The organism is Ottowia pentelensis (genome assembly GCF_964341695.1).
The window spans coordinates 2,792,746-2,816,705 of the sequence record NZ_OZ224513.1; the positions used below are offsets into that span (position 1 = coordinate 2,792,746).

18 protein-coding genes are annotated in these 23,960 nt (G+C 65.6%); 1 reads left to right on the top strand and 17 read right to left on the bottom strand.

Translation table 11 applies throughout. From position 1 onward, the window contains the following. Window positions 1-17: 17 nt before the first annotated feature. Window positions 18-581 (top strand): hypothetical protein, encoded by a 564-nt coding sequence (locus ACWHMB_RS13500; RefSeq protein WP_377478925.1) that lies wholly within the window; start codon window positions 18-20, stop codon window positions 579-581. A gap of 33 nt (window positions 582-614) precedes the next feature. Here the strand turns inward: ACWHMB_RS13500 and ACWHMB_RS13505 are convergent, their stop codons facing one another. The 17 genes from ACWHMB_RS13505 to mltA are packed head-to-tail and all read right to left on the bottom strand — an operon-like array spanning window position 615 to window position 23,784. Then, entirely contained in the window at window positions 615-1,388 is a 774-nt protein-coding gene (locus tag ACWHMB_RS13505; protein ID WP_377478927.1) for a PP2C family protein-serine/threonine phosphatase, read from the bottom strand. A 40-nt stretch (window positions 1,389-1,428) separates the two neighbouring features. After that, a complete protein-coding gene (gene tagH / locus ACWHMB_RS13510; RefSeq protein ID WP_377478929.1) occupies window positions 1,429-3,198 on the bottom strand; it encodes a type VI secretion system-associated FHA domain protein TagH in 1,770 nt (589 codons plus the stop codon). A gap of 31 nt (window positions 3,199-3,229) precedes the next feature. Next, a complete protein-coding gene (locus ACWHMB_RS13515) occupies window positions 3,230-3,628 on the bottom strand; it encodes a DUF4150 domain-containing protein (protein WP_377478931.1) in 399 nt (132 codons plus the stop codon). 11 nt (window positions 3,629-3,639) lie between these two features. After that, the gene (locus tag ACWHMB_RS13520; protein ID WP_377478933.1) at window positions 3,640-4,278 is read right to left on the bottom strand and encodes a DUF3540 domain-containing protein; all 639 of its coding nucleotides are present in this window, start codon (window positions 4,276-4,278) and stop codon (window positions 3,640-3,642) included. A gap of 15 nt (window positions 4,279-4,293) precedes the next feature. After that, on the bottom strand, window positions 4,294-5,343 hold the full coding sequence (locus ACWHMB_RS13525; RefSeq protein ID WP_377478935.1) for a pentapeptide repeat-containing protein: 1,050 nt from the start codon (window positions 5,341-5,343) through the stop codon (window positions 4,294-4,296). Next, window positions 5,343-7,955, bottom strand: coding sequence for a DUF2169 family type VI secretion system accessory protein (locus ACWHMB_RS13530; protein WP_377478937.1), 2,613 nt, complete (start codon window positions 7,953-7,955; stop codon window positions 5,343-5,345). Before ACWHMB_RS13530 ends, ACWHMB_RS13525 begins: the two co-directional genes overlap by 1 nt. A 40-nt stretch (window positions 7,956-7,995) precedes the next feature. Beyond that, complete coding sequence (locus tag ACWHMB_RS13535; RefSeq protein ID WP_377478939.1) at window positions 7,996-10,365, bottom strand: type VI secretion system Vgr family protein; 2,370 nt, start codon at window positions 10,363-10,365, stop codon at window positions 7,996-7,998. Window positions 10,366-10,380: 15 nt separating this feature from the next. Continuing rightward, window positions 10,381-13,119 carry a type VI secretion system ATPase TssH gene (gene tssH, locus ACWHMB_RS13540; RefSeq protein ID WP_377478941.1) on the bottom strand — a complete coding sequence of 913 codons (2,739 nt, stop codon included), beginning with the start codon at window positions 13,117-13,119 and terminating at the stop codon, window positions 10,381-10,383. Further along, on the bottom strand, window positions 13,116-14,294 hold the full coding sequence (gene tssG / locus ACWHMB_RS13545) for a type VI secretion system baseplate subunit TssG (RefSeq protein ID WP_377478943.1): 1,179 nt from the start codon (window positions 14,292-14,294) through the stop codon (window positions 13,116-13,118). Before tssG ends, tssH begins: the two co-directional genes overlap by 4 nt. Next, a complete protein-coding gene (gene tssF, locus ACWHMB_RS13550) occupies window positions 14,270-16,183 on the bottom strand; it encodes a type VI secretion system baseplate subunit TssF (protein ID WP_377478945.1) in 1,914 nt (637 codons plus the stop codon). The genes tssG and tssF overlap by 25 nt, the downstream gene beginning before the upstream one ends. Window positions 16,184-16,210: 27 nt before the next feature. Continuing rightward, window positions 16,211-16,732, bottom strand: a complete 522-nt coding sequence (gene tssE, locus ACWHMB_RS13555; protein WP_377478947.1) for a type VI secretion system baseplate subunit TssE — start codon at window positions 16,730-16,732, stop codon at window positions 16,211-16,213. Between the two features lie 10 nt (window positions 16,733-16,742). Continuing rightward, window positions 16,743-17,588 carry a type VI secretion system accessory protein TagJ gene (locus ACWHMB_RS13560; RefSeq protein WP_377478949.1) on the bottom strand — a complete coding sequence of 282 codons (846 nt, stop codon included), beginning with the start codon at window positions 17,586-17,588 and terminating at the stop codon, window positions 16,743-16,745. Then, window positions 17,585-18,136 (bottom strand): type VI secretion system tube protein Hcp, encoded by a 552-nt coding sequence (locus ACWHMB_RS13565; protein ID WP_377478952.1) that lies wholly within the window; start codon window positions 18,134-18,136, stop codon window positions 17,585-17,587. Before ACWHMB_RS13565 ends, ACWHMB_RS13560 begins: the two co-directional genes overlap by 4 nt. A gap of 51 nt (window positions 18,137-18,187) precedes the next feature. After that, window positions 18,188-20,146 carry a caspase family protein gene (locus ACWHMB_RS13570; protein ID WP_377478955.1) on the bottom strand — a complete coding sequence of 653 codons (1,959 nt, stop codon included), beginning with the start codon at window positions 20,144-20,146 and terminating at the stop codon, window positions 18,188-18,190. A 26-nt stretch (window positions 20,147-20,172) separates the two neighbouring features. Further along, window positions 20,173-21,294, bottom strand: a complete 1,122-nt coding sequence (locus ACWHMB_RS13575; protein WP_377478958.1) for a hypothetical protein — start codon at window positions 21,292-21,294, stop codon at window positions 20,173-20,175. 10 nt (window positions 21,295-21,304) lie between these two features. Next, window positions 21,305-22,078, bottom strand: coding sequence for a hypothetical protein (locus tag ACWHMB_RS13580; protein WP_377478961.1), 774 nt, complete (start codon window positions 22,076-22,078; stop codon window positions 21,305-21,307). A gap of 56 nt (window positions 22,079-22,134) precedes the next feature. Further along, entirely contained in the window at window positions 22,135-23,784 is a 1,650-nt protein-coding gene (mltA, locus tag ACWHMB_RS13585; RefSeq protein ID WP_377478964.1) for a murein transglycosylase A, read from the bottom strand. Window positions 23,785-23,960: the final 176 nt, after the last annotated feature.

Sequence of the window (23,960 nt, forward strand, 5' to 3'; positions counted from 1 at the left end):
AACAAAAGGAGCGCGTGATGGCTTACTTGGGCCCCACGGTGCTGAACTGGGCCAACGGCCAGATCGGCAAGCAGGTCGGCGCCGGCGAGTGTTGGGACTTGGCGGACCGCGCCCTCAAGAATGCGGGCGCCAAGAGTTCAGCCGACTACGGACCCACGGGGCCTGACGATGACTACATATGGGGAACCGAGGTCCAACTCAAGGATTCTCAGCCCGGCGACATCCTGCAATTTCGTGACTACGTGATGAAAACCAAAACCGTCATCGATGTCACTTTTGCAGATGACTCGGGATGGGACAACGAGTCCGAAACCGAAATCGGTCACCCCCACCACACCGCCATTCTGTCGCGCAACCAAGCCGGGGGCGTCCTCGCGGTGCTGGAACAAAACCACGGCGGGCACCATGAAAAGGTTCGTTCCACCTCCATACGGTGGACCGACTCGAACCCTCCTCCCACCACGGTCCACAAGTCCATGAAAAGACAGGACAACGGCAAGATGGAAATGGCCACGGTCAAGACCACTGTGGAGATTTCCATTACGGGCACCATCACGGCCTATCGCCCACAGGCCAGATAGCCTCCAACTGCTTCCGCCCCACCACCGGGGCCTTCACTCATTGCCCAAAATGCGCGTGCGCTCCGGGTCCTCTTCAAGGACCCAAAGCATCAGCGCCGTGTAATTGTCATGTCCGGGCTTGGCCTGGGCACGCACCTTCGCATCAAGTGCATCCGACCAATGTGCAGCAGTGGGTGATGTCTGCAGCGCCTCCACGATCTGCCCATCACCCAGCGGCTCCCAAAGGCCGTCGGTGCACAAAAGCAAGACGTCACCGGGCTGTAGCCGCATGCGCTCGGACACATCGATGTCGGGCGGCTCGGTCACCGATCCCAGGGCCGAGAGCAGCATGTTGCGCTGCGGGTGCAGGCGCGCTGCCTCCTCGTCCAGCATGCCGCCGGCCACCATCTGTTGCACCAGGCTGTGATCGGTTGTCCGGGCCACGATCGCACCACCACGAAACAGGTAGGCACGGCTATCGCCCGAGTGCACCCAGACCAGCGCCCGCAGGCTCAAGTCGATCGCCGCCATGACCGCGGTGGTTCGCATCGCCGCCAACTTTCCGCCCAAGGCTTGCCTGGTGACCACATCTCGGTTGGCCTGCTCGAACAAGTGCCGCAGGAAATTCCGGTCCAGCGACGGTGCAGCGACAAAGCCGTCCAGGATGCTGTCGCGCGCGATCGCCGACGCCACATCGCCTCCTCCATGGCCACCCGCTCCGTCGGCCACCAGGCAGGCGGTGAAGCGGCCATCGCTCCAGTGGCCACACACATCTTCGTTGTAGTCGCGTCCGCCCTGCTCGGAAAGGGTGGCAATCTGGATGTCCACGCGTACTCTCGCTTTCGATGTATGCCGGCAGGCCGGGCGTTCAGCCCCGGCGGTCATCCTTCATGCGCGTCATCTGTTCTTCATACGCCTTCAAGAACGCCTTGCCGAACAGCGCATGAAAATCGTCCTCGGCTTCGCGCGCGATGTCGGCGTAGAGCTTGACGAACTGGTCCCACAGCTTGGCCTTGCGGTTGGCCGAGAAGATGGCGTCGAGCCGCGACTTGGCGGCGATGTTCTGCTCCAGCACGTCGGGGGCAAACTGGCGGATGACGTGCTCCAGCGCCGCGTGCATGCCGACCATGACGCCGAACTCGTGCGCACGCAGATCCTGATAGGCGTCTCGCATGGCAGCTTCTGCGGGCATGAAGCCACGCATGCCGGGACCCAACAGGTGCGCCAGCGCCACCTCGACGGTGGGCGAGAACTTGAGCGGGTTGTTGGCCTGCGCGGCAATCATGGTCACCTCGGCGCGCACTTCGCGCTTGATCTCCTGTCGCGCAATCAACAGTTGCAGCGTGCCCTCGGTTGAAGCACGCAGCAGCTCACCGATGCGCTCCATCAAGCCCGGCGTCAGCACCTCGACGGGCTGCTGCAGCGGCCCCAGGCCGCGTAGAAAGGCAGTCAGCAATTCATCATCTTCGGCGGACCCTGCTGGCGCCGCTCCCGCCTGCGGCACAGTGGCATGCCGTTGCTCGCGCACGAGCGCCGACGGATGTGCTGCGGCAACCGGCGCCTGCGCGGCCGGTGACGGGTGCGCCGGCTGCTGCGTGTGTGGCTCGGGAACGGGCATGGTCGGGACCGCCGCGGCTGGGCTAGCCGCCTTTGCATCCGCGGGCGGCACCACCAAGTCGTCCAAGCCGGCAAAGGGGTCGATCGCCGGCGCGCCGGGCACGCCACCCGGCGAAGGCGGCAGCACCACGGGTGAGCGTGGCTCGGGCGGCGTGGGCGCTGGCCCCGGAGATGACACCGAAGTCGCCGGGGGAACGAACCCGAAGGCATCGATGGGCAAATGGTCGCTACGCGCGTCGGGCCGCAGCGGCGCCTGCCGAGACAACGCGGCCAACGGGTCCTGTGCGGCCGCCATGTTGGGCTGCACCAGCGGGCCATCCAACGGCGACGTTGCCAGCGGGTCGTTGGCCAGCGGGACGCCCAGACCGAACAGGGCGTCGATGGACTCGGCGCCGGCGCCCTGGGCGGGCGCGACCAGGTCCGAGAAGTCGTCCGCGCGCGACGCGGCCGGGACCGCCGGCGCCGCGGAAGACCCCAGCAATCCGGCGAACGGGTCGTCGCCTGTCGCGGAGGGCGTCGGGCCCGCCAGCGGATCGGAGAACAGGCCCGCGGTGGGATCGACTGGAGACGGTGCAGGCACCGCTGCGGGCGCGGCAGCTGGCGGCGACACCAGCCCGTCCAGCAGGCCCGCGAAAGGATCGTCGTCCGCCGCTGACGCCGTGCCGGGCGGCAGCGCCGCCGTCTCGAGACCCGACGACCCGCCACCGGCCCCGACGGGCTGCGAGACCACCAGCTCGAAACTGCCGATCAGCAGGCGATCGCCCGGCTTCAGCGGCGCCTCGTTACCGCTCCCGACCGGCCTGCCGTTCAACTGCAAGGGATTGCTGCCACGATCGACCACCACGTAGCCGCCGTCGCGGAAGGCAACCTGCGCATGCACCCGCGAAACAGTTCGATCCGGATCGCTGAGCATCAGAGTGTTGGTGTCAGCGCGGCCGATGGTGCCCCCATCCTCACCAAAGCGCGCGGATACGCCGACGCAAGGTGAACCCTGCCGTGATACCACTGTGATGTCGATCACCCCCGCGCTCCTATGGATCCGACGCCTTTCATCATGCCGCCAGCAGCAAAATCTTGGGCTGACTCGGCACCAGGCGGCAGCCCGGCGCGTTGGTACTGTTTTGCAACGAGACGCTGGTCATGCGCGTGGCCGGTAAGCCCTTGAGCAACACCGTGAAAGCTCCTGTCAAATGGCGGCTTGGCCCCATGACGGTCCCCGATGCCACTCCAGTAGCCAGGCCGACGTTGTCGCCGTTGGTCATGGGAATCGTCGTGCCCATGTTGTGCGCAGGCGCTCCGCAGAACAGAATCGTTGGCACGTTTGGCACGGCCATGGGCCCTACCGCGAAGTCCGGGTAAGGCACGGGCACCGGAACACCGGGTGGCGAAGGCGTCAGGCAGACATCCGGAAAGGCCATGTCCATGCCCATGAGCTGGCAATTCGCGAACATACTCGTCTCCTTCATCCGATATGAATTTGCTGGCCGTCGGCCTTGAACAGCGTGTCGGCGTTGGCGATCAACGTCTGTGCCTGCAGCTGCATGATTTGGTCAGCACGGTAATCCATCTGCCGGGCACGCACCTGATCCGGGCCATCGACCACGCGCTGACTCCATCGCGAGAACTGGAGCAGACGCTCGGCGAACGACTCCACCAGTTCCGCGGTCAACTTGAGGACGCCGAAAGACCATGAAGCTCGCTGGCCGACACCTACCACCTGCTCCACGCTCAAGTGCGCCTGGTCTCCTTGCACGCTGAGCGCTCGAGCATGCAGTGCGAGCGTGTCGGCGCGCAATTCGAGCGCACCTGCTTCGCACTGGATCACCGTTCCCGGCGGCAATTGCAGCGTCAGTGGCTCGCCACCGGGGCGATCGAGCACGGCGGTAATGTAGAACCCGCCTTCATCCATCTCCATGCAGCCCACGACATCGCCCACCCGGGGTTGCACGAGGCAACTGCGAGCACGTGCGGCCAGGCGAAGGTGGTTGCCTGCCCTCAGCATATAGCGGTCGTTCGTGATGTCGGTTTGCACCACGAGCGCCGTACCCGGTATGGCATCCGATCTCGGTTGTTCAAGTGCGACTTCGTCCTTGGATTCCATTCGGGAAGCCTCCTTTCATGCGGGTGGCCGCCAGCGCTCAGCCGCCAGCAGATCGGGATCGAATTCGAGCGCGCGGGCCCGGTCGGAAAAGCGTGTGCCGCGATCGGATACCTGGTGGAGCTTGGCGCGGTACAGCGTGCAGCCCTGCAGATCGGCTTCGTCGAGCACGGCATGCGAAAAATCGGCGTAGGTCAGGTCGCAGTCGCGCAAACTCGATCGCGGCAGTTTCGCACCGGTCCAGTTGGTCTGATATAGATTGGCCCCGTCGAAACGGCAGTCATTGGCCTGCGCGCCGTTGAACAGGGCTTGCCTGAGCACGGCTCCCTCGAAGCGGGCACCCTCCATCTGCGCATCGACGAAGAGCGCACCAGCCGCTTGCGCATCCTTGAACGTTGCTCCAAGCATCTTCGATTGCTGGAAGTTCGCCTGCTTTAGATGGGCGCCCGAGAAATCGCAACCCGTCAGATCGGCACCAATCAATTGCACGTTGACCATCGATTGCCCAGCGAAGGATTGCGAGGCCAGCATGCTCTTGACCATCACGACGGTATTGAAGGACGAGCCTCGAAAGTCAGCCTTCCTCAGATCGCATTCAAGCAGCGTGCAACGCTCGAGCGCGCAGCGGGCGAAGCTGAGAGAGGCAGTACGGCAATTGGCCACCGTGACCTTTTCAAGGCGGCTGTCGTCGAACAGCAGGCGATCGAGCTCGCATTCGGCGAAGTTGACGAGATCCAGCGTGCAGCGCACCAGCGCCAAGCCCTTGATATCGCACTTCAGCCAGCTGACGTTGTCCAACGCTGTGTCGGTCATGGTCACTCGCTCGAGATGCGTTTCGACGAAAACCACATTCCTGGCGTGGCAGCGGTTCAGGGTCGAGCGCGCGAAGGTGCAGCCAAGGAACTGCGCGTCGGTCAAATCCGCAGCCTCCAAGTTGGCGCCTGTGAAGTCGCAGCGCTCAAACAGCGTAGCCGACAGGTCACGACCGGAGAAATCGAAGCCTGTGAAATTTTCTTCACGCACGGACTCTGATTCCTGTACCGCTTGCAGGACTTCATCGCGTGTCATCACGCCCCCTCTCCTGGCGCGTGGCCCAGGCGGCGCGGCAGTGTACGCATGCGCGTGCAGAGCGCGCCGTCGAAACGAGCACCAGGGGCGACCCGGACTCGTGCGAAATCGCTCTGAAACAGGTTGGCGTGGCGAAAGTCGGTGTCTTCCAGCCAAGCGTGCTGGAATACTGCATTCATCAGGTTCGCGCCATCGAAGCACGTGCCCGCCAGACGGGCGCGCACGAAACGCGCCTCGCGTGCATCGGCTCGCGCCAGGCTGGCCCGGCCAAGCTCGCATTCGCTGAAATCCGACCCGTGCAGGACGGCCCCTTCCAGCATCGCCTCCGCCAGTAGGGCACCGCGAAAATTCAGGTTTGGCAGAACAGCGCCGCTGAAGTCCGCCCCGCGCAGATCGCATTGCTGCGCGAAACAGCCAGAGTCGATGCGCAAGCCGCCGAATCGCGCGCCAGGAGCTTTCAGCGTAACGAACGCACATTTCTCGAACACGGAGCCGCTGAAGTCGACACCGCTGGCGTCGCATGCGACGAAAACCGCCAAGCGTAGCCGCGCTTGGGAGAAATTGAAGCTGCGCAGATCGAATTGGTGAAACGTGATCATCGTGTCGGATCGCGCGCCGCCACAGTCGAGCACGTTGATCTTGGCCTCTTCGAGCTGCACGTCGTCGATGATCGCGTTGCGCCAACTGACCTCGATCAGGTCAGCCTTCGCAAAAATGGCGCCCCTCAGGTCAGCGCCCTCAAAACTTGCCTTCTCAATGCGCGCGGCACCCAGGTTCGCGTTGGCAAATACCGCCTGCCGGCATTGCGTCGACTGCAGGTCTGCGTGCGCGAGCACCGCATTGCGCAGATTGGCGGCGCTCAAGATCGTGCCCGTCAAGTTGACACGTTCCATCAGCGCGTTTTCCAAGTCGGCCCCCGAAAGATCGAGACCGGAAAGGTCGGCGCCGGTCAGATCCCATCCACGAAAGTCGCCGCCCGCAGCTTGTCGGTCCAGCACCCGGCGGCGCGTGGCCTGCGCAGCTGTACCGTGCACGCGGTCAACGGGGCTCTGGTAGTGAGCCGTCCTCCGGTAAGCAGCGAGCTGCCCGGCTTCGCCGGAGCGCCATTGCGCATGCAACTTGCCGTCCACTGCCATCTGCTCCAATTCCGCGATGCCTGCCTTGTTGTTCTGGCCGGCAGCGATGTGCCCGTGAAAGCCATGCAGCAATTCATCGACAAACGGCTTGGGCGGCCCTCGGGTTTCCAGGCCTGCCATTTCTCGCTCGATCAGGCTGAAATCCCTGCCTTCGCGCTCGAACACGGCCTTGGCTTCGCTCACGCTCTTGATCGTCTCGGCCTCGGCGCGTGCTTTGGCATGCACCATGAGTTGGTCGGCCTCGCGGCGAACACGCAGGAGATCGTCCAACGTACGAATCTCGGGGGGAGGCCTGCCTTGGAGCGGCGGAGCATGTTCATCCGGATCCAAGCCGTGTCTGGCCACCTCGGCCCGCCCTTTGGCGCGCTCGGCCTCTGCGCGTTTCAGGCTGCGCTCCAGAGCACGATTTTCCTTGGGCGTGAAATTGACCAGTGGTACCACCAGATCCGCAGGCATCAAATCCTCCTCGCGCAATGCTTCGATGGCACCGCTTTCCTTGTCGAGACGCTTGTCTCGCACGTTCAGGTAGTGCTGGGCTGAGCGTGGTTGGTCGGCGTATTCGAGTGCTGCCAGCAGATGTACAACATCGGAGGCATCGTCTTCAGCGATTTCGTGCATGCCCTGAAAGACCAAAACCGCTCGTTTGACATCGGGAAAGAACCACAGCGTGTTCAATCGGGTCTTGATTTCCTTGAACTTTTCCGCACGGTCCGCGCTCTGTGTGACGAAGGCGCGCACTCGCAACCCGGGAAGCCGCCCCGACAGATGGGCATCGATCGGATGCATGTTGTGAAAGGTGTACTCCTCCACACCGGTGAATGGCTGTTCTTGCTGCTGGTCCTCGGGCGCCATGTTGAAATAGCGCCAATCGGTATCCGCAGCAATGGCGGGAAACTGCGTCTTCAGCCAAGCATCGTCATAGGTGCCGTGGTAACGCGTGCGCTGCGGCCAAGTGGGATCGATCGGCCCGAATCCGACGGGTTGGGCCACGGCTCGGGGATCGGTCAAAGGTCGGCTCGGATCCTCAATGTTTGGCAGCCAGCGGATGGCCGTGCTACCTCGATCATCGCCGGCCCAGCCTTTTCCCACAGGATTGTCGGCCAAACCGGTTCCGCCAAAGGCGCGGTTCCAGGTCAGCGGCATGGATTCGAAAGGGGCTGCCTCGGAAGGCACGGAGCCATCCCAATATCGGTCCCCCCGCACGATGAGTTGCTTGCGAAGCCGGCCAACCGACGCTTCGACAGCGCATCCGCGCCGGTCAACGCCGTGGGGATAAGCGACGCCCGAGATCAGGTACTCGGCTCGGGTACGGGCAATGCACTCGTCCAGCGGGAGCGATGACTCGGGACGTGTTGCCCAGAATGGCCAAAGTTGCGTTTCGGAAAATACGGTAGGTGCCTCCTCCAGCCCGATGAATACGATGCCTGAAAACCCCAGCATGGTCCGCCGCCGGAACTCAAAGGGGCGGGTCAACACGGAGACGGCCAGTGGCTTGGATATTCTCAAGACTTGTCCCTCACAGCAACAGCTTGAGCGTGTCCATCTCGATACTCGTTGCATTGCTCAGGGCTTCCAGCGCCGCCAATTGCTGGACCTTCAAGGTTCCGTTGCACACCTCCGCCACCACAGCCTCCTTCTTGAAGCCAACGGCGCAGGAGCCGAATCCCGTGGTTTCAACCTTGACCGCGTTGGCCTCGGTATTGACGGCGGTTCCGTTGAATTGGAACCCGTACAGGATCGTGTTTTGCCCCCCGATCTGACCGAGAGAAAAATCAATGATCTTGACTCCGCCCGGCGCGATGACGGTGAACCCCCCCGCTGCGGTAAAAGTGGTCGGGCCGCCCGACGTGACCGAAATCGCCCCCCCCACTGATTGAGTGAAGGCTGCCCCCACGGTCTGGGTCGCTGTACCGCCCACGGACTGGGTAAACGCGGCACCGATGGTTTCCGTGCGTGCAGCGCCCACGCTCAAGGTGTCGGTCGCGCCGATCGAATGCGTGCGGGCCACGCCGATGGTGACAGATTCTGTTGCGCCGACAGACTCGGTGCGCGAGAGGGCAATGGTGATGTCCTCATTCGCGCCAACCATTTCGGTGCGGTTCGCACCGATCGTGATGCTCTCGTTGTTGCCAACGGTCTCGGTGCGATCAACCCCAATCTTCGTGGTCTCGTTGTTGTCCACTCTTTTGCTGCGATCATGAGTCACGTGATGTGTTTCATCAAGTTCAACCTCGATGTCGTAGTTTTTCTCGGCGTGCAAATAGACCTGTTCGCTGCCCTTCTTGTCTTCAAAGCGAAATTCGTTGAAATTGCTGGTGCCACCCTTGGGTGTGGAGCGCGTCTTGAAGCCGCTTTGCGTGGGCGACTCGTAGGGGATGGGCTGATCGTCGTTGTAAACGCGGCCCATGATGATGGGCCGATCCGGATCGCCATTGAGGAAGTCGACGATCACTTCGTGGCCAATGCGGGGCGCGAAGTAGCCGCCCCAGCCCTGGCCCGCCCATGGCTGCGACACGCGCACCCAACAGGTGGATTTCTGGTCACTTTCGTCATACCGATCCCAGTGAAAGTGCACCTTCACGCGGCCGAACTGGTCGACGTGCAGTTCCTCCCCCTTGGGCCCGACCACGATGGCCGACTGGGGGCCCGGCATCCGCTTCGACGGTGTCAGGCGCGGCGGTTTGTAGGGCACCGACTTGGGCTGCACGCCCAGCACGAACAGGCGCACGCCGCGCTCCCCCGCCGCCGGCAGCAGGGTGCCGTCGACAATGTCGCGCAGGGCATCCAGACTGCCGTGGCCAAAGGCGTCACCGGCCAGCATCTCATCGAACACGGCCCGCGGCGGCGCAGCGGACCCGTCACCCGCGCCTTCATAACCTGGATGACTGATGACGAAGGTACAGGAGCCGATCAGGTATTCGTCATTGCGACTGTCGTCCGGATCACCCTTGTACTTGAAGGTCGATCCCGCGGCCACGTCGGGCCAGCGCGTGATGGCCCAATGGCGCTCACGCCGAGCCTGCACCTCATCGCCCCGGCGGCGCGCGATGGTGTCGCCGTCACCGGTGTTGAAGTAGTCGCCCGGAAATTCGAACTCCTCGAAATCCGCCAGTTCATGCTGGTCGGCAACATCGATCTTGGCCGTCAAGTCATCCCGGATGTGCTTGAAGTTGCTGTCGGTGGCGGCCCACTTGCCCGTCTCGAAGCGCTTGCCGGCGATCCAGGCGCTGATCTGGTTGAAGCGCACCTCGCCGCGGTCGGTTGATTGGTATTCCAGCACGGCCTCGACCGGCAGCGGCTGGTGCGCCACGCTGCTGGTGTCGGCCAAATGCATGGTGCCTGGCGAATCGTGGGCGTCGAACCAGTAATAGATGCCCTCCTCCTCCATGAGCCGCGAAATGAAATCGTGGTCACTCTCCTCGAACTGCACGCAATACCGATGCTCCTTGTGGGTATCGGTGAACGACTCGGGGTTCGTTTTCTTGAAGCGCTTGATGGGGCTGTCCTCGAATACCGCGTCGAACACCTGGAGTGCCGCCATGTCCTGCAGGATGCGCGAATTGCGCCGCTTGGTCAGCAACCAGAACCACGAGCGCAGGCTGATGCGGTACTCGTAATAGCGTCCCACCTGGCGCAAGCGCTGAAAGCGCACGGCATGGCCTTGGCAATGGCGTTCGTGCCAGCCCTGGCCAGCGTCTTGGAACTTGACGACGACGTCAAAGGCATAGCCCAACACGTCCTTTGGCACGATGGTCTTCTTCTCGGACAGCACCGTCAGCTCATAGCATGAGGCGCGCGACAGGCTCTCGTGGCCGAGCAGGCTCCAGAACTTGAAGTCCGGCGCGGCGGGCGCGTCGCCCTTGATCTTGAACAGTTCGTCAGCCATGGTGCGCTTCCAGAATCAGTCGAAGGCGTAGCTGAAGTCGCCGCCCTGGACGTCGAGCGCGACGCGGGCAATCGCGCCGCCCGCGGCCAGGCGCTGGAGGTATTCGACCGAGATGGTCGGCAAGACGGTGTTGGTGAGGATGGCATCGATCACGCGGCCACCCGACTCGGCGTCATTGCAGCGCGCCAAAACCTGCTCGACCACCGCATCGGTATACGTGAACGGAACGCCATGGTTGGCCTGCACGCGCTTGGCGATGCGCCCCAGTTGCAACCGCACGATCTGCTTCATCACCTCGGGCGACAACGGGTAGTAGGGAATGGTGACCATGCGCCCCAGCAGCGCGGGCGGAAACACCTTCATCAGCGGCCCCTTCAGCGCCTCGGCCAGTGCCTCGGGCGCGGGCGTCAACTCCGGGTCCTTGCACATGCCCATCACCAGTTCGCTGCCGACGTTGGTGGTCAGCAGGATGATGGTGTTGCGAAAGTCGATCATCCGGCCTTCGCCGTCTTCCATGCGGCCCTTGTCGAACACCTGGAAGAAGATCTCGTGCACGTCGGGGTGGGCTTTTTCAACCTCGTCGAGCAGCACCACGCTGTAGGGTCGGCGGCGCACGGCCTCGGTCAGGATGCCACCCTCGCCGTAACCGACGTAGCCTGGTGGCGCGCCCTTGAGCGTGGAGACGGTGTGCGCCTCCTGAAACTCGCTCATGTTGATCGTGATGACGTTCTGCTCGCCACCGTACAAGGCTTCGGCCAGGGCCAGCGCGGTCTCGGTCTTGCCCACACCCGAGGTGCCGCAGAGCATGAACACGCCGATCGGCTTGCCCGGGTTGTCCAGCCGCGCGCGGCTGGTCTGGATGCGCCGCGCAATCATCTCCAGTCCATGCTGCTGGCCGATGACGCGCTGGCCGAGCGCGCCCGCCAGTTGCAAAATGGTCTCGACCTCGTTCTTGACCATGCGTCCGACGGGGATGCCCGTCCAGTCCGACACCACCGAGGCCACCGCTTGCGCATCGACGCTGGGCAAAATCAGCGGTGACTCGCCCTGCAACGCGTGGATGCGCTCCTGCAGATCGCGCAACTCGGCCAGCATCGCGGTGCGATCGGATGCTGGATTTTTCGAGTCATTTTGGCCTTTAGCCCTTTGTACATCAGCGCCGGCAGCTTCTGAATTTATAGTGCCCGATGAATCGACCGGCTGCGCCCCGGCGCGCAACTCGGCGCGCAACTCGAGCAGGCGGTCGACCAGCGTCTTCTCTTCCTGCCAGCGCGCCTGCAGGGCCGACAACTCGGTCTCGGCTGCAGCGCGTAGCGTGCCCACCTGGCCGGCGCGCTGGGTCACGTCGATGCCGATGGCCGCCTCCCGGTCGATGATCTCCTGCTCCACGGTGAGCGCCTCGATGCGGCGTTGGCAGTCCTCCACTGCGGCGGGCGTCGCATGCTGCGACACGGCCACGCGTGCACAAGCCGTGTCCAGCAGGCTGACGGCCTTGTCGGGCAGCTGGCGCGCCGGAATGTAACGGTGGCTGAGCTTGACGGCCGCTTCGATCGCCTCGTCGAGCAGCTGCACGCGGTGATGCTTCTCCAGCACGCTGGCGACACCGCGCAGCATGCCGATGGCCCGCGCCTCGTCGGGTTCCAGGATTTGCACCACCTGGAAGCGCCGCGTCAACGCCGGGTCTTTTTCGATGTACTTCTTGTACTCGGCCCAGGTGGTGGCACCCACGGTGCGCAGGTTGCCGCGCGCCAATGCGGGCTTGAGCAGATTGGCCGCATCCCCCGTGCCGGCCGCACCGCCGGCACCGATCAGGGTGTGGATTTCGTCGATGAACAGGATGACGGGCGTGGGCGAGGCCTGCACCTCGTCGATCACGCCGCGCAGGCGCTGCTCGAACTCGCCCTTCATGCTGGCGCCGGCCTGCAGCAGGCCGATGTCCAGCGACAGCAGCTTCACGTCCTTGAGCTGCGGTGGCACGTCGCCGCGCGCCAGGCGCAGGGCAAAGCCTTCAACCACCGCCGTCTTGCCCACGCCGGCCTCGCCGGTCAGCAGCGGGTTGTTCTGGCGCCGGCGCATCAGGATGTCGACGATCTGGCGGATTTCGTCGTCGCGGCCGGTGACCGGGTCGATCTCTCCCTTTCTGGCCTTCTCGGTCAGGTCGACGGCGAACTTCTTCAGTGCCTCGCCCTTGCCCATCGCGGCCGGGGCCATGGCGCCGGTCTCGTCACCGACATCGCCGCTGCCCATGCCCGTGCCGTCCTGCGCACGCATCCTTGATTCGGCCGAGGCATCGCAGATCTGGGCGAAATGGTCGGCCAGATCCTCGACCTTGACCTTCTCGAACTGCTTGCTGATCGAGAGCAGCGGGTTGCGCAGGCTGGGGGTCTTGAGCATGCCGACCACGACGTAGCCGGTGCGCACCTGCGCCTCGCCGAACTGCAAGGTGGCGTAGGTCCAGGCCCGCTCGATGGCATTCTCGATGTGCGGCGAAAAGTCGCTGATGGCGGTGGCGCCACGCGGCAGACGATCCAGCGCCGCCGTCACGTCCTTGGCCAAGACGGAAATGTCCAGCCCGTAGTGCTGCACGATGCGCTGCAGGTCGCTCTCGGGGTTCTGCAGCAGTTGGGCCATCCAGTGCTCCAGCTCCACGTAGGGGTTGCCGCGCATCTTGCAGAACACGGTGGCGCCCTCGATGGCCTTGTAGGCCAGTGGGTTCAGCTTGCCAAACAGCGCGGTGCGACTGATTTCACTCATGGGGCAAATTCCTCTGCAAGAGATGACGAATCAGCGGGGGCCGAGTCCAAGGCTGCCGGCACACCGGCCGCAAAGGTCCGCACGATGGCTGACACGCGCACGTCCGCCGCGTCGCGCGTGCGCGCACGCTCACCCAACCAGCACACCCAGCCCAGGCGCGGCGCGTTGCCTGCCGTCTGCCCCAGGCGGCTCGGGGGTACCTCCTGCTTCTTCAGCACCAGCTCCGAGTCCCACTGCAACTCGTCGCCGAGCAACTGCCGCATCCAGTCGCCCAAGGCCGGCAAAGCCGAGCCGGTGGGCAAAAACTGTCGGTAGCGGGCCAGGCTGAGCGGCCCGAGGCGCAGACGCACGCGGTGCTGCCGGTCCCAGACCTGCCGACCCAGCACAGCGCCACCGCCCAGGCGCTGCGCCGCATCGGCGCCCGGCCGCCCCTGGCCCATGCGATTGCCACCCAGGTAGGTGCGCTCGTCCCGAGCGATCGGCAGCCAGTGCCCCACCCACGACTCAAGTCGCGCGGGCGCGTCGAAGTAGCGCCCGATCACCGCCTCGATGCCCTCGTTGCAGTGCACCCGGCGCGCCAGCCAACCCGAAAAATGCAGGCGCGCATCGTCGAAGACTGCATTGCGTTGCCGCCGCGCCGGCGTGCCGATGCCGACGAAGGCGCCGATCCAGCGACGCCAGGCTTCGTCACCCGGCCGGTCGAGCGCCACCGCCGGGCGCGGCTGCGTCCAGGCCCGGTAGAAATGCAAGGCAAAGCGGTGACCAAAGCTGTCGAGGAAGGCCAGCCAGGTGCCATCACCCTGGTTGCGCACGCGGTCGCGGATCAGGTCGCTCAGATGGATCGGCAGCGGCCCGTTGGGCCCCAGGTAACCAAAAAAGTACTGGCGCAGCCGAGGCACCGGCACGCCGCGCGCCGACGACTCGAACGCTGCCACGCTGGCCGGCGCGAACGCAAGCGATGGCGCCTCCCCCACGCGCAGGGCCTCAGCGCTGGGCAAGGCCGCCTCGCCCCAGCGCGGTGCGGGCGCGGCCAGCGCCTCCAGCCGGCGCATGGCGGCAAAAAAGTCGATCGTCCACGGCTCGACCGACCAGTCCTGCACCTGCCGCGTCACCCGAGCGAGCGCCTGCTGCGGCAGTTCGGGAAGGCCCGCTACAAGATCGGCCGGGTCCCGCATCGCGGCCTCCATCGCATGATTTCGCTGCCGCCGCTGGCTTGCAGCACGGTCTCGACAAAATGGTTGACTTCCACATGGCGCGCCAGATACTCAGCCAGCACTGCGCCAAACAGGAACGCGCTGTGGCCGTGAAAGGCGCCGGGATCGATGGTCAAGGTGACTTCCAGTCCGCGCCCGAAGGCGATCGGCCCCGCCAGCGGCAGACGGCGCGTCACTGGCCGCGCAGCCACCGACAGCAGGCCCTGGATTTGCCCGGCGCGCGCGTCATCCACCTGGCCGGCATAGAGCAGCAGCATCTCGCGCAGGGCGGCTGCGCCCTCGCGCGGGCTGCTGTCGGCCAGGGACAAATCGTTGAGCGCCAGGTGATCGACCACGCGCCAGCCCAAGCCATCGGAGACGACGGGCGAGAACGGGCGCGAAGGACCGCGCAGGATGCGCACTTGGCGCACGCCAACGGCGTCCGCGCAGTCCAGCGTGTCGTTGCCGGCCGCCAGCATCAGCGGCAGGTCCCGGTTGGTGCACAGTGCCGCCACGGCAAGCTGACGCAGCGCGCCTGCGTACGGCGCCTGCTGCGCATCGACGATCTGCATGTACACCTCGGAGCCGATGTGGCTGCTGCGGTGACCGTCGCTGCGCTGGCGTGCCGACAGCTGACGTGGCTCGCGCGTGGTGGTGTAGTAGGCCGGATGAGCTTCGCGGCTGCCGTGGAACGCGGCATAGAACGGCAGGAAAGTCTGCACGCGCTCCGCCGAACTGCCTGGCTCGCCGCGATCGTCGGTGGTGCGCGCTGCGGCGAGGTGGCCGACCACCTCGGTGACGCTGTGCACCTCGAAATCCTGCGGCCGCGTGCGGTCGGCCAACAGGTGGTATTGGCTTACGCCCTCGGTCACCAACACGCGGTCGAGACGCTTGGGAAACAGGTTGATGGCCGGCACGCAGTGCAGGCGCACGTGCTCGGCGGTCACCAGTTTCTCCAGCTCCGGCCGAGCGCGCGAGAACAGCAGTACCAGCTCGAACGCTTGCCCCGCAGCCTGCTTCAGGGCCGCCTGCAGGCCACGCACCCGAACGAACTGGAAGCGTGGCGCAAAGGCAAAGTACTCTTGCACCAGACGGTAACCCGAGAAGCTGGTCGATGCCGGCGGCAGCAGGGCTTCGTCGGTCTCGAAGCCGACCGCGGTGATGGCCTCGGCGTCCAGCACGCCGATCGCGCGTGCGGGCGGACTGTCGGCTTGGCAGAGCAAGGCTCCGAGCGGATCGGCCAGCGCGCATTCGAGCAGGGGCCAAGCTACGTCGTCGCCGCCGCCGCCGAGATACAGCACCAACTCGTCGAGCGCCAGGCGGTCGAGCGGCAACTCCCCGCCCGTGCGCAGGCTCAGGCGCAGGCCGCCGCGCACGGCGCGCGCGCGCGGGTGACTGGCCAGGGGCAGGTCGGGCGCATAGCTGAAATAGCGGGCTTCGGTCAGCTCCAAGGGCCACAGACGCAAATCCTGTGCGGTGCGGAACTCGCAGTGCGTGTTCTGTCCCAGGACGCGGCGCGCGCGCAGGGCGCTGCCGCGTGGCAGAACAGGGCCCGCGGCCAAGGCGCCGTCGCCGAGTTCGGACTGGCACTCGGCCACCAGCATCGACGGCGTTGGCGCCATGAAGTGCGGGTAAACGACGTCGAGCAGTTGGGCCGAAAAGCGCGGATATTCGGCGTCGAGCTTGAGCAGCACGCGCGCCGACAGGAAAGCGCTGGCCTCGATCAGGCGCTCGACATACGGGTCGGCCACCTCGGGGCCGTCCAGACCGAGGCGGCGCGCGATCTTCGGGTAGGCCCGCGCGAACTCGCCGCTGCTCTCGCGAAAGTAGCGCAGCTCCTGCTCATAGAAGCCCAGAAGGCGTGGGTCCATGTCGACGTCCTTGCGCGGATGCTCCGGTCAACTCGTGCCGCGCGAGTTGCCCTGGATCTCGAAGCGTCCTTCCTCCAAATCGATGCGGCTGCGCATCAGGAATTCCAGCGGCACCGGCTGCGCCCACAGCATGCCGCGGATCTGCAAGCCGATGCAGTTGTGGGATTCGATGGCCGGGCCGTCCATGATGAGTTCCACCTCCAGTGTGTGCGCCAAGATTCGCGGCTCGAACTGCACGATCGCCTGCTTGAGCGCCTGCTCCATGCTGACACGCCGGATGGAGGACGTGAACTGGCCAGACAGCATAGGCAGTCCGTAGTTGATGACCGAGCGTGCGACGTTGGGATAGCGCGGATCGTCGTGCGCGATGCCGTGGTTGCTGGTGTTGAACAGCCAGCCCAGATCGCGCAACACCGCCTGGCGCAACGCAGCGCGCGTGAGCGTGCGCTTGTCGTCGCCCTCCTTGAGCTTGTCCGGTTCGTCATCGATCAGTCGATCCAGCAAGGATGGCTGCAGGTGGTCCTGCGCCACGACTTCGTTCACGTTCATGATCGACACCTCATGCTTCAGCGTCCGGCGCGGCCGCAGGCGACTCGTCCAGCACGATTTCGCGCAAATCCATCAAGGCGTGTTCGCCGCCATCGGTGGCCAGCACCCGCTGCCCCAGACCGTGCCAGACACCCGGCACCCACTCGACCCATTCGGTACGCCGCGCCAGCGCCAGGGCGCCGGTCGCGCACGCTTCGCTGCCGGGATAACGGGTTGGAATCAGTGCCAGCGTCTCGCCGCCGGGGCGCAGGTCCAGATGCGCCGGCATCCACACGGCATCGCGCAGGTCTTCGGGCGCCTCCAGGCGCACCCGCGCCAGCCGCTCGAAGGGAACCCAGTAGTAGCGCCCGTGGATGAAGGCCTCCAGCACCGGCCCCAGCCGCATGTCGGCATCGGCGATCCACTGAAAGGACTCGGCACCACCCGTGCCCTCCAGCCGCCCGGGCAAGGCCGGCGCCGCATCGAACGCCCGCTGGCGCAGCGCCTCAGCCTGAACACGTTCGCCGGCGGCCGCCAAACGCAGCGACTCGGCCAGCGAAGCCAGCCAGGCCGGCGGCTCACCGAGAATAAGCGGCGTGCGGCAACCGGCGAACACGTCGGCGCGCAGGGCCTCGCAGCGCACGGCATCGCCATACACCTGCTTCATCGGCACCGCCAGCGCGTCCAGTTCGGCCGCCACGTCGAGTTGGGTGAGCGCGCGCTCCCAGTGACCCAGCACGCACAGCAACTGGGCCATGAAGACGCGCAGCCGGCTGTCACCGGGGCGCGCCCGCACCTCCTCGGTCAGCGCGGCCAACGCTTGCTGGGGCTGCGCCTCGTGCAGCCATTCGGCGGCGGTCAGGGATGACGCGTTCATGTCGCTGCTCCTGCATCGAGCTGGCAGCTGACTTGCGGCCCCTCCAGGCCGCTGCTCAACTGCGCAAAAGTCTTGATTTCGAATTTTTTGCCGGCAAAGCCCAGCATCTCGCACGGACCGAGGGTTTGATCCGTGAACAGACAGTGCTTCGCAACGCGCGCCTCGTCGACAATGATCTCAATCACCCGCACGTCGCCACCACCGCCCGCCCGATAGGCATCGAGAGTGACCTTTACCTTCGAATTACTTACAAGTGCGCTCAATATCGATGCGGTCGCAGAGTTACACCGTCGAATCAAATACAAAATCCCCGCTTGCCGATGCCCAACTACCTGCATACTGACGTCTATGGGCTGCGCAACACCCCACAGGTAAGCTTCGACATCCAGCCGCGGCTTGCCATCACTGAATTGACGCTGTGAGTCACCCTTGAGCGGGCTGCCGCCAATTTCGATCACGGCCATCACGTCGTACTTGCTCTTGTCGACGGACAGTTTCACCAGATCGATCAACTCTTGCGGACTCGGTACGGTGGTGAAGTAAGACATGAATCAATCTCCTCGGGTCGTTGCAGGGGTACGAGAGTCAGCGGTTGGCCATCACCAACGTGCCAGGACGGCAAAGACCGCGTCCGACCCGTCCGGCTCGATACCGCCGCGGCGCACGACGCCCGGCAGTTCGTCAATGGACGGTGGTGACAGGCCGTACAGCCGGGGCGGGCTGCGCGGCCGCGCCGGCGTGGCCAGCACCAGCAGCGCGCCGCCGCCGACGGTCAATGCGCTCGGCAAGGCGAAGCGCTTGCGCGCGGGGACAGTCGCATCACCGCGCTCGAAACGGTTGGTTTCGCCAGATGAGACAGGGAACACGGGCGCGAGGCCACCGTCCGCGGTCAAGCCGACCATCAGCAGATCGACCGAGCCGCCGCTGCGGTTTTCGACCTCGATCGCAGCACCCTCCGACGGACGCGTCATGCGCTCGGCCAGCGGTTCGCCCTGTCCGTCGCGTGCGGTGCCAGCGAGATCCCGCAAACGCACCTCGAAACCCTTCAGCGGCGCGGGGCGTTCCGCCTTCACCACCTGGATCAGGTGCATCAGCCAGCGCCGTGTCGCCAAGTCGGCCACGTGGCGACGCAGGGCGGCGGCATCGGGCAGGCGACGTGCAGGACCACCCTGCACGGGTGCGGCGATGAATTCCGCGCCGTGCGCCTCGACGCTCAAGTCGGCCTGCTGCTGCGCATCGACCAGAAGCACCGAAGCCGGGTAGCTCAGGCTCATGCCGCTCAGGGCCCGGCGGGCAAGGTCGGCGCCAGCGTGAATGCGCAAGGCGACCGCGTCGGGCAACCCGAGCGGGGTAGCCTGCCAGAACGTACCGCCCGGCAGCGCCAGCAACGCCGGCGGCAGGCGCACGCGCGCGCTGCTCACGCGCGCGGCGTCCACCGTCGCGATCCCATCTTGCGCTCGTCCGCCGGGCAGGATGGCTGATACGCGCACGGCCTGATCGGGCTGCACACCATCGAGCAGGCCCGCAGATACAACCAGGCCGGCGCCTTGCCGGCGCGCAGGCCAGGCGGGCTGGGTCGACGCCGCGGGACCGACGCTCTCGAACAAGGGGACGTCCAGGGAACCCTCGGCCACCGGGGAAGGCAGTTCACGCGTCGGAAAGCGCTGCTCCAACTCGTCGATGACGGGCGCATAGCGCATCAACACGTCGTTGAACAACGCCCGCCAGGTGCTAGGCCTTTGGTGCAATGCTTCGGCGATCGACCACGTCAGCAGACCATGCGTCTCGGCACCAAACTGCCCCCGCGGCAGCCGCAGTTCGGGCGTCGTCTGATGGCTCTCGGCGGCAAAAAAGGCCACATAGCGCGCCGGTGGCACAAAGAGGGTGTCGTCGCTCGCCCCGACGCCAACGTCGATGGGCGCAAGGGCCCTCTTGCGAGCAACAGCAGAGAGTTGGCCCAGTTCCAGGCCGCGAAAGCGAACGGGATCGTCTGCTGCGTCCTCGGGCATCGGTGGCCGGTTGGTGTCCGCGCCGCCGCGCGTCATGGAAGCAGCCGAACAGGTGTCGAATACCGCCCACACGAAGGCCCCACGCGCCAGAAAGGCCTGCACCCAACGACCGATTTCGACGTCGCGCAAAGCACCATCCCGCGCAAGAAACATCTCGGCCAGACCGTCAGGCTCCCGATACTGCTTGTGAAAATCAAGGACGCGGGCGCCGTGACCGGAGAAGTACAGCAAAACGAAGTCACCCGGCACCGATTGCGCCAGCAAGTGTCCGAGCGCCGCATGAATGGCGCTCATGTCGGGCGAGCCGGCGCCGGGCACGCCGTCGGCCAAGGTCTGGATGGTGCTCGGCTGCCAGCCCTGCGCGAGCAAGGCGCGCTGCATCAGCCGCACGTCGTTGCGCGGAGCCTGCAGCCAGTTCGCCGCCGGCTGGCCCGGCAATTCGGACACGCCGATCAGCAGCGCCCGCCGCGCCGCTGCCACGTTGGCGCCACCAAGCAGCAGCGGCAACAGCAACAGAAAGTGCAGCAGCCAGCGCAGGCATCGGCGCATGCCCGGCTCATGCCCCGCTGAGCACATCATGGCCCCCCCACTTCGGCCACCAGGGGCGAAGCCAGCATGGCACGCTGGGCAGCGGCCACATCTGGCACGCGCACACGCCAGCGGCCAGCGGCATTGGGGCCACCGACGACCTCGCCACCAAAACTGCGCAGCAACACTTCGATGTCGTGCGCGTCGGCGGCATCACGCCAGCGCACACTCAACTCGGCGCGCAGCTCGGGTGTCGGTAGAGAGCGAAAGCGCACGTCATCGTCCACCGTGGTTCGCGGAACCGGCGCCTCGTACAGGCCCCGCACCGTCACGCCCAAGATCACTGCGCAGGCACCGGCCACCGCAATGCGGATCGGCGTGCCCCTCGTCAGGCCGCTCTTCAGCCAGTGCCAGATTCGATGCTTGCGTGACTCTGCAACCGCGTCGGCCGCCAGCCTCGTGGCAGGTCTACCCACGCTCAAACGCTCGCCGACCGCTCGATAGGCGGCGCGAAACTCGGCGCGCGGATCGTCCTGGCCCAAGGGCGTTCCGGTCAGGACCGTGAAGCCCCCCACGGTGCGCAGGCCAATCCAGCCGGGTTGCGCATCCGCAGCCGTGTCGAAACCCGAGACTCTCTTGGTGAATTCATCCTGCACTGCGCGGATGGCTGCCACTCGTGCTGCCGCCAGGTGCGCCAGCCGAGACGCTGGCGCCTCCCGGATCCAGACCGAATTCCAGGTCTGCACAACGCCGACGGCGGGATCGAAGGGTTCGTCCTGCGGCTCCAGAACCACGTCATAGGCACTCGCCCAGTCCGTTTCGGCGCACGTGAGCCATCCGCGCCAGAGCCGGCCTTGTCCGGTTTCGACACTGTCGGCGGGCTCATCGAGCAACACCCCCATCAGCACGCCCTTTCCTGCCGCCACCGTCACGATGTCGCCCGAATTCCAGCGCTTGGCCGTCGGCAACGCGGCCACGACGACACGGCGTTCGACCAGCATGCGCAGCGTGTCGGGCAGATCGTCGCTCCCGGGCGCGCCCACCGATCCACGGTCGAGCACGGCACCGATGGGGCACGCTTGTGCGGCAGTTTCTTCGGGGCGATCGCGCGCAAACCCCAATGCCCGGCGAACTTCGTCGAGGGGAGGCCAAAGAGTCACATCGGTCATGGACACCTCGCTAGACCCAGGACGCTTCTGCAGCAAGGATTTGAAACACATGGCCAATCACAGGGCGGTTCTCCGCCGCGATCGGAATGCCCAGAGTCTGCTCGATCCAGGCTCCCAGCCACGTTCGACGGTAGTCCGCCGGCAAGGCCGCGCGGCGATGCACCAGGCCGAGCCGTCCGGCACGGTAGTGATACGAGGCGATCGCATGGCGCGTGGCCACACCGGCCAAGCCGCCAGGCCGCTCCTGACCGAAGCCTTCGCTCAGCAGCAAGCGCTCGGCTGCAGGCAGATCGCGGATAAAGCGACGCGCCGCCAAGGCCACCGCGGCTTCGGTCAAGCCGTGCTCCGCCAGGGCTGCCCGCCCATCGTCGGTGTGCGGTGCAGCCGACTGGGAAGCCAACAGCGCGTCGTTCAACTCGTCGCTGTCACCCAAGGGCACCCTGCGCCGATACGCAACCGCTCGCGTGCAGTCGATGACGTAGCGCCGAAAATAGGCGCACAAGGCAAAAGAACTGGATGGCGCGCTGTGCCCGCTGCGAACCGCCCGGACCTCGTCTTGTCCCTCATCGCCTGCGTTGCCCGAGGGCGCCAGACGCAGCACCTTGAGGTAGATGAACTGGGCCACCAACTCCTGCCGGGACTCGCCAAGCACGCTCAACTCCGGCGGCACGCAGTCGGTCAGGGCACGTTGCACCAGGTGATAGCCGAGCGCCATGTCGTCAGGCGTCATCCGCTGGCGCCGGCACCACAGGCGCGCCAGTACGGCGCTGTCGTCGGCAGACAAGGCGTCCCGCATGGCTGGAGGACCGTCAAGGCGGATGGCGACTTGCTGGCACCCCGTCACGGGGCCGAGTCGTTGCCGCCTTCGGCACAGCTGTCGTCATCGGCAACCAGGCAGTTGGCCAGCCCGCCGCTGGCACCGCGCGTGCGCGGACCGCTGCCGGGCGCGACGGCAGCGACGGTCATGCCCCGCGGCAGCAGCACCCACATCTGCCCGCGTTGCTTCATGCGGCGGGCCGCATCGGCCGCATCGGCGCCGAAGCCGAAGAAATAATCCGCCCGAACCGCGCCGCGAATGGCGCCTCCGGTGTCTTGCGCCAGGGTCAGGCGCTGAATGGGCGCGCCGCTGGCCGGATCGCGCGTGGACACGAAGACCGGATACCCCAAGGGCGTGCTGCGTGGATCGACCGCGATGGAACGGCCGGCGGTCAGCGGTACGCCCAAGGCTCCTACAACCCCGGTCACGCTCGCCGGTTCTTCCTTGAAGAAAACATAGCTTGGATCGGTATTGCCGGTCCCCGCAACCACGCCGGCCGGCAGCTTGCGCCCCGGTACGGCCATCGGGCCACTGCGTGCCGGATGCACCAGCGCAAAGCCACGCGTCAACACGCCTTCGGTGACGTCCTGCGGATCGTCGTCTTCGTCCAATTGCAGTTCGACGAAGGCGCCCCTGACACGCACACCTTTCGATTTGCCGTTGGACGCATGCGCCAGCATCGGGCGAAATGGATGACCGTTCTGCTCGGCATAGGCAATGCGGATCAGCTCGCCATCCGGCAGGCGGATGCGGCCTGAGCCCTGAATCTGCAACTCGTACAGCGCATTGGCGTCGCGCACGAAGGCAAGCACCGCCGCATTGGGCACGCCGCGCGACTCGATCTCCTGGCGCGTGTAATAAGGCACCAGCCGACGCCCGTCGATGCGCAGACGCGCACGTCGGTCGATCGTGCTGCCCTCGACGTCGGACAGATCCAAAGCATAGAGGTTGCGCGCGTTCATGTCACGCGTGGACAGGCCCTTCTGAATTTCGACGTCCCGGCCCTCCACACGCACCGCCACCGTTCCCTTGCTGCCCCTGGGAATGGTTCGCGTATCCAGCATCACCATGTCAGTGGGAGTGGCATAGACCGGATAGACGAACGGTGGCGCGTAGCGCCGGCTGCCCGGCACCTCTGGCTCGAAGTAGCCCGTCACCACGCCCTCGGTGCGGCGGTCGTCGTCCCGGATCTGGTAGACGCTGAATTCATGCTCGTAGAAGCCGCGGATGGCGGCTTCGCTCTTGCCGTCGACTTGGCGGGCGCGCGCGCACAGTTCCTTCCACTCGGCCTTGCGGCGCGCCAGCGACTGGCAACTGCCCAGAAACGCCGGCCAGCCGGCAATGAAGTCATCACGCCCCCAACCGGGCAAGGTGTCGAAGCTGGCCGCCGTGTAGGTGGCCAGACGGGTAGAAAAGCTGCGCGCCCGACCTGCCACGCTGCCGCCTTCGAGCGCCGGAGGCGGCGCGGCAGCAGTGGCCGGCGCTGGCGCCGGTGCCGGTGTCACGGCCGGTGGCACCGGTGCCGGCGCCGGTGTCGCAGCCACCTCCGGCTGCGGCGACATCCATTGCGACAAGGGTGCACACGCCGTTCCGGCCAGCAACACGGCCAACACCGACAAGGACTGCGCCAGGGGCCGGGAGAGATTCGCTCGGGATTCATGGGTCAAGGTCATGATCAACTCCTTGCAACGTCGATAAACGATGAGGCGCGCGCTCCGTTCGGCGACGGGTTCGATGGCATGCAACGCAGGCAGCCCGAACCATGGGGCCCGCACCTTCAAGACGCACGTGATCCGACAGGTTCAAACTGCCTGCCGTGGCCCACGTCGACATCGGCTGCGAGTTCATG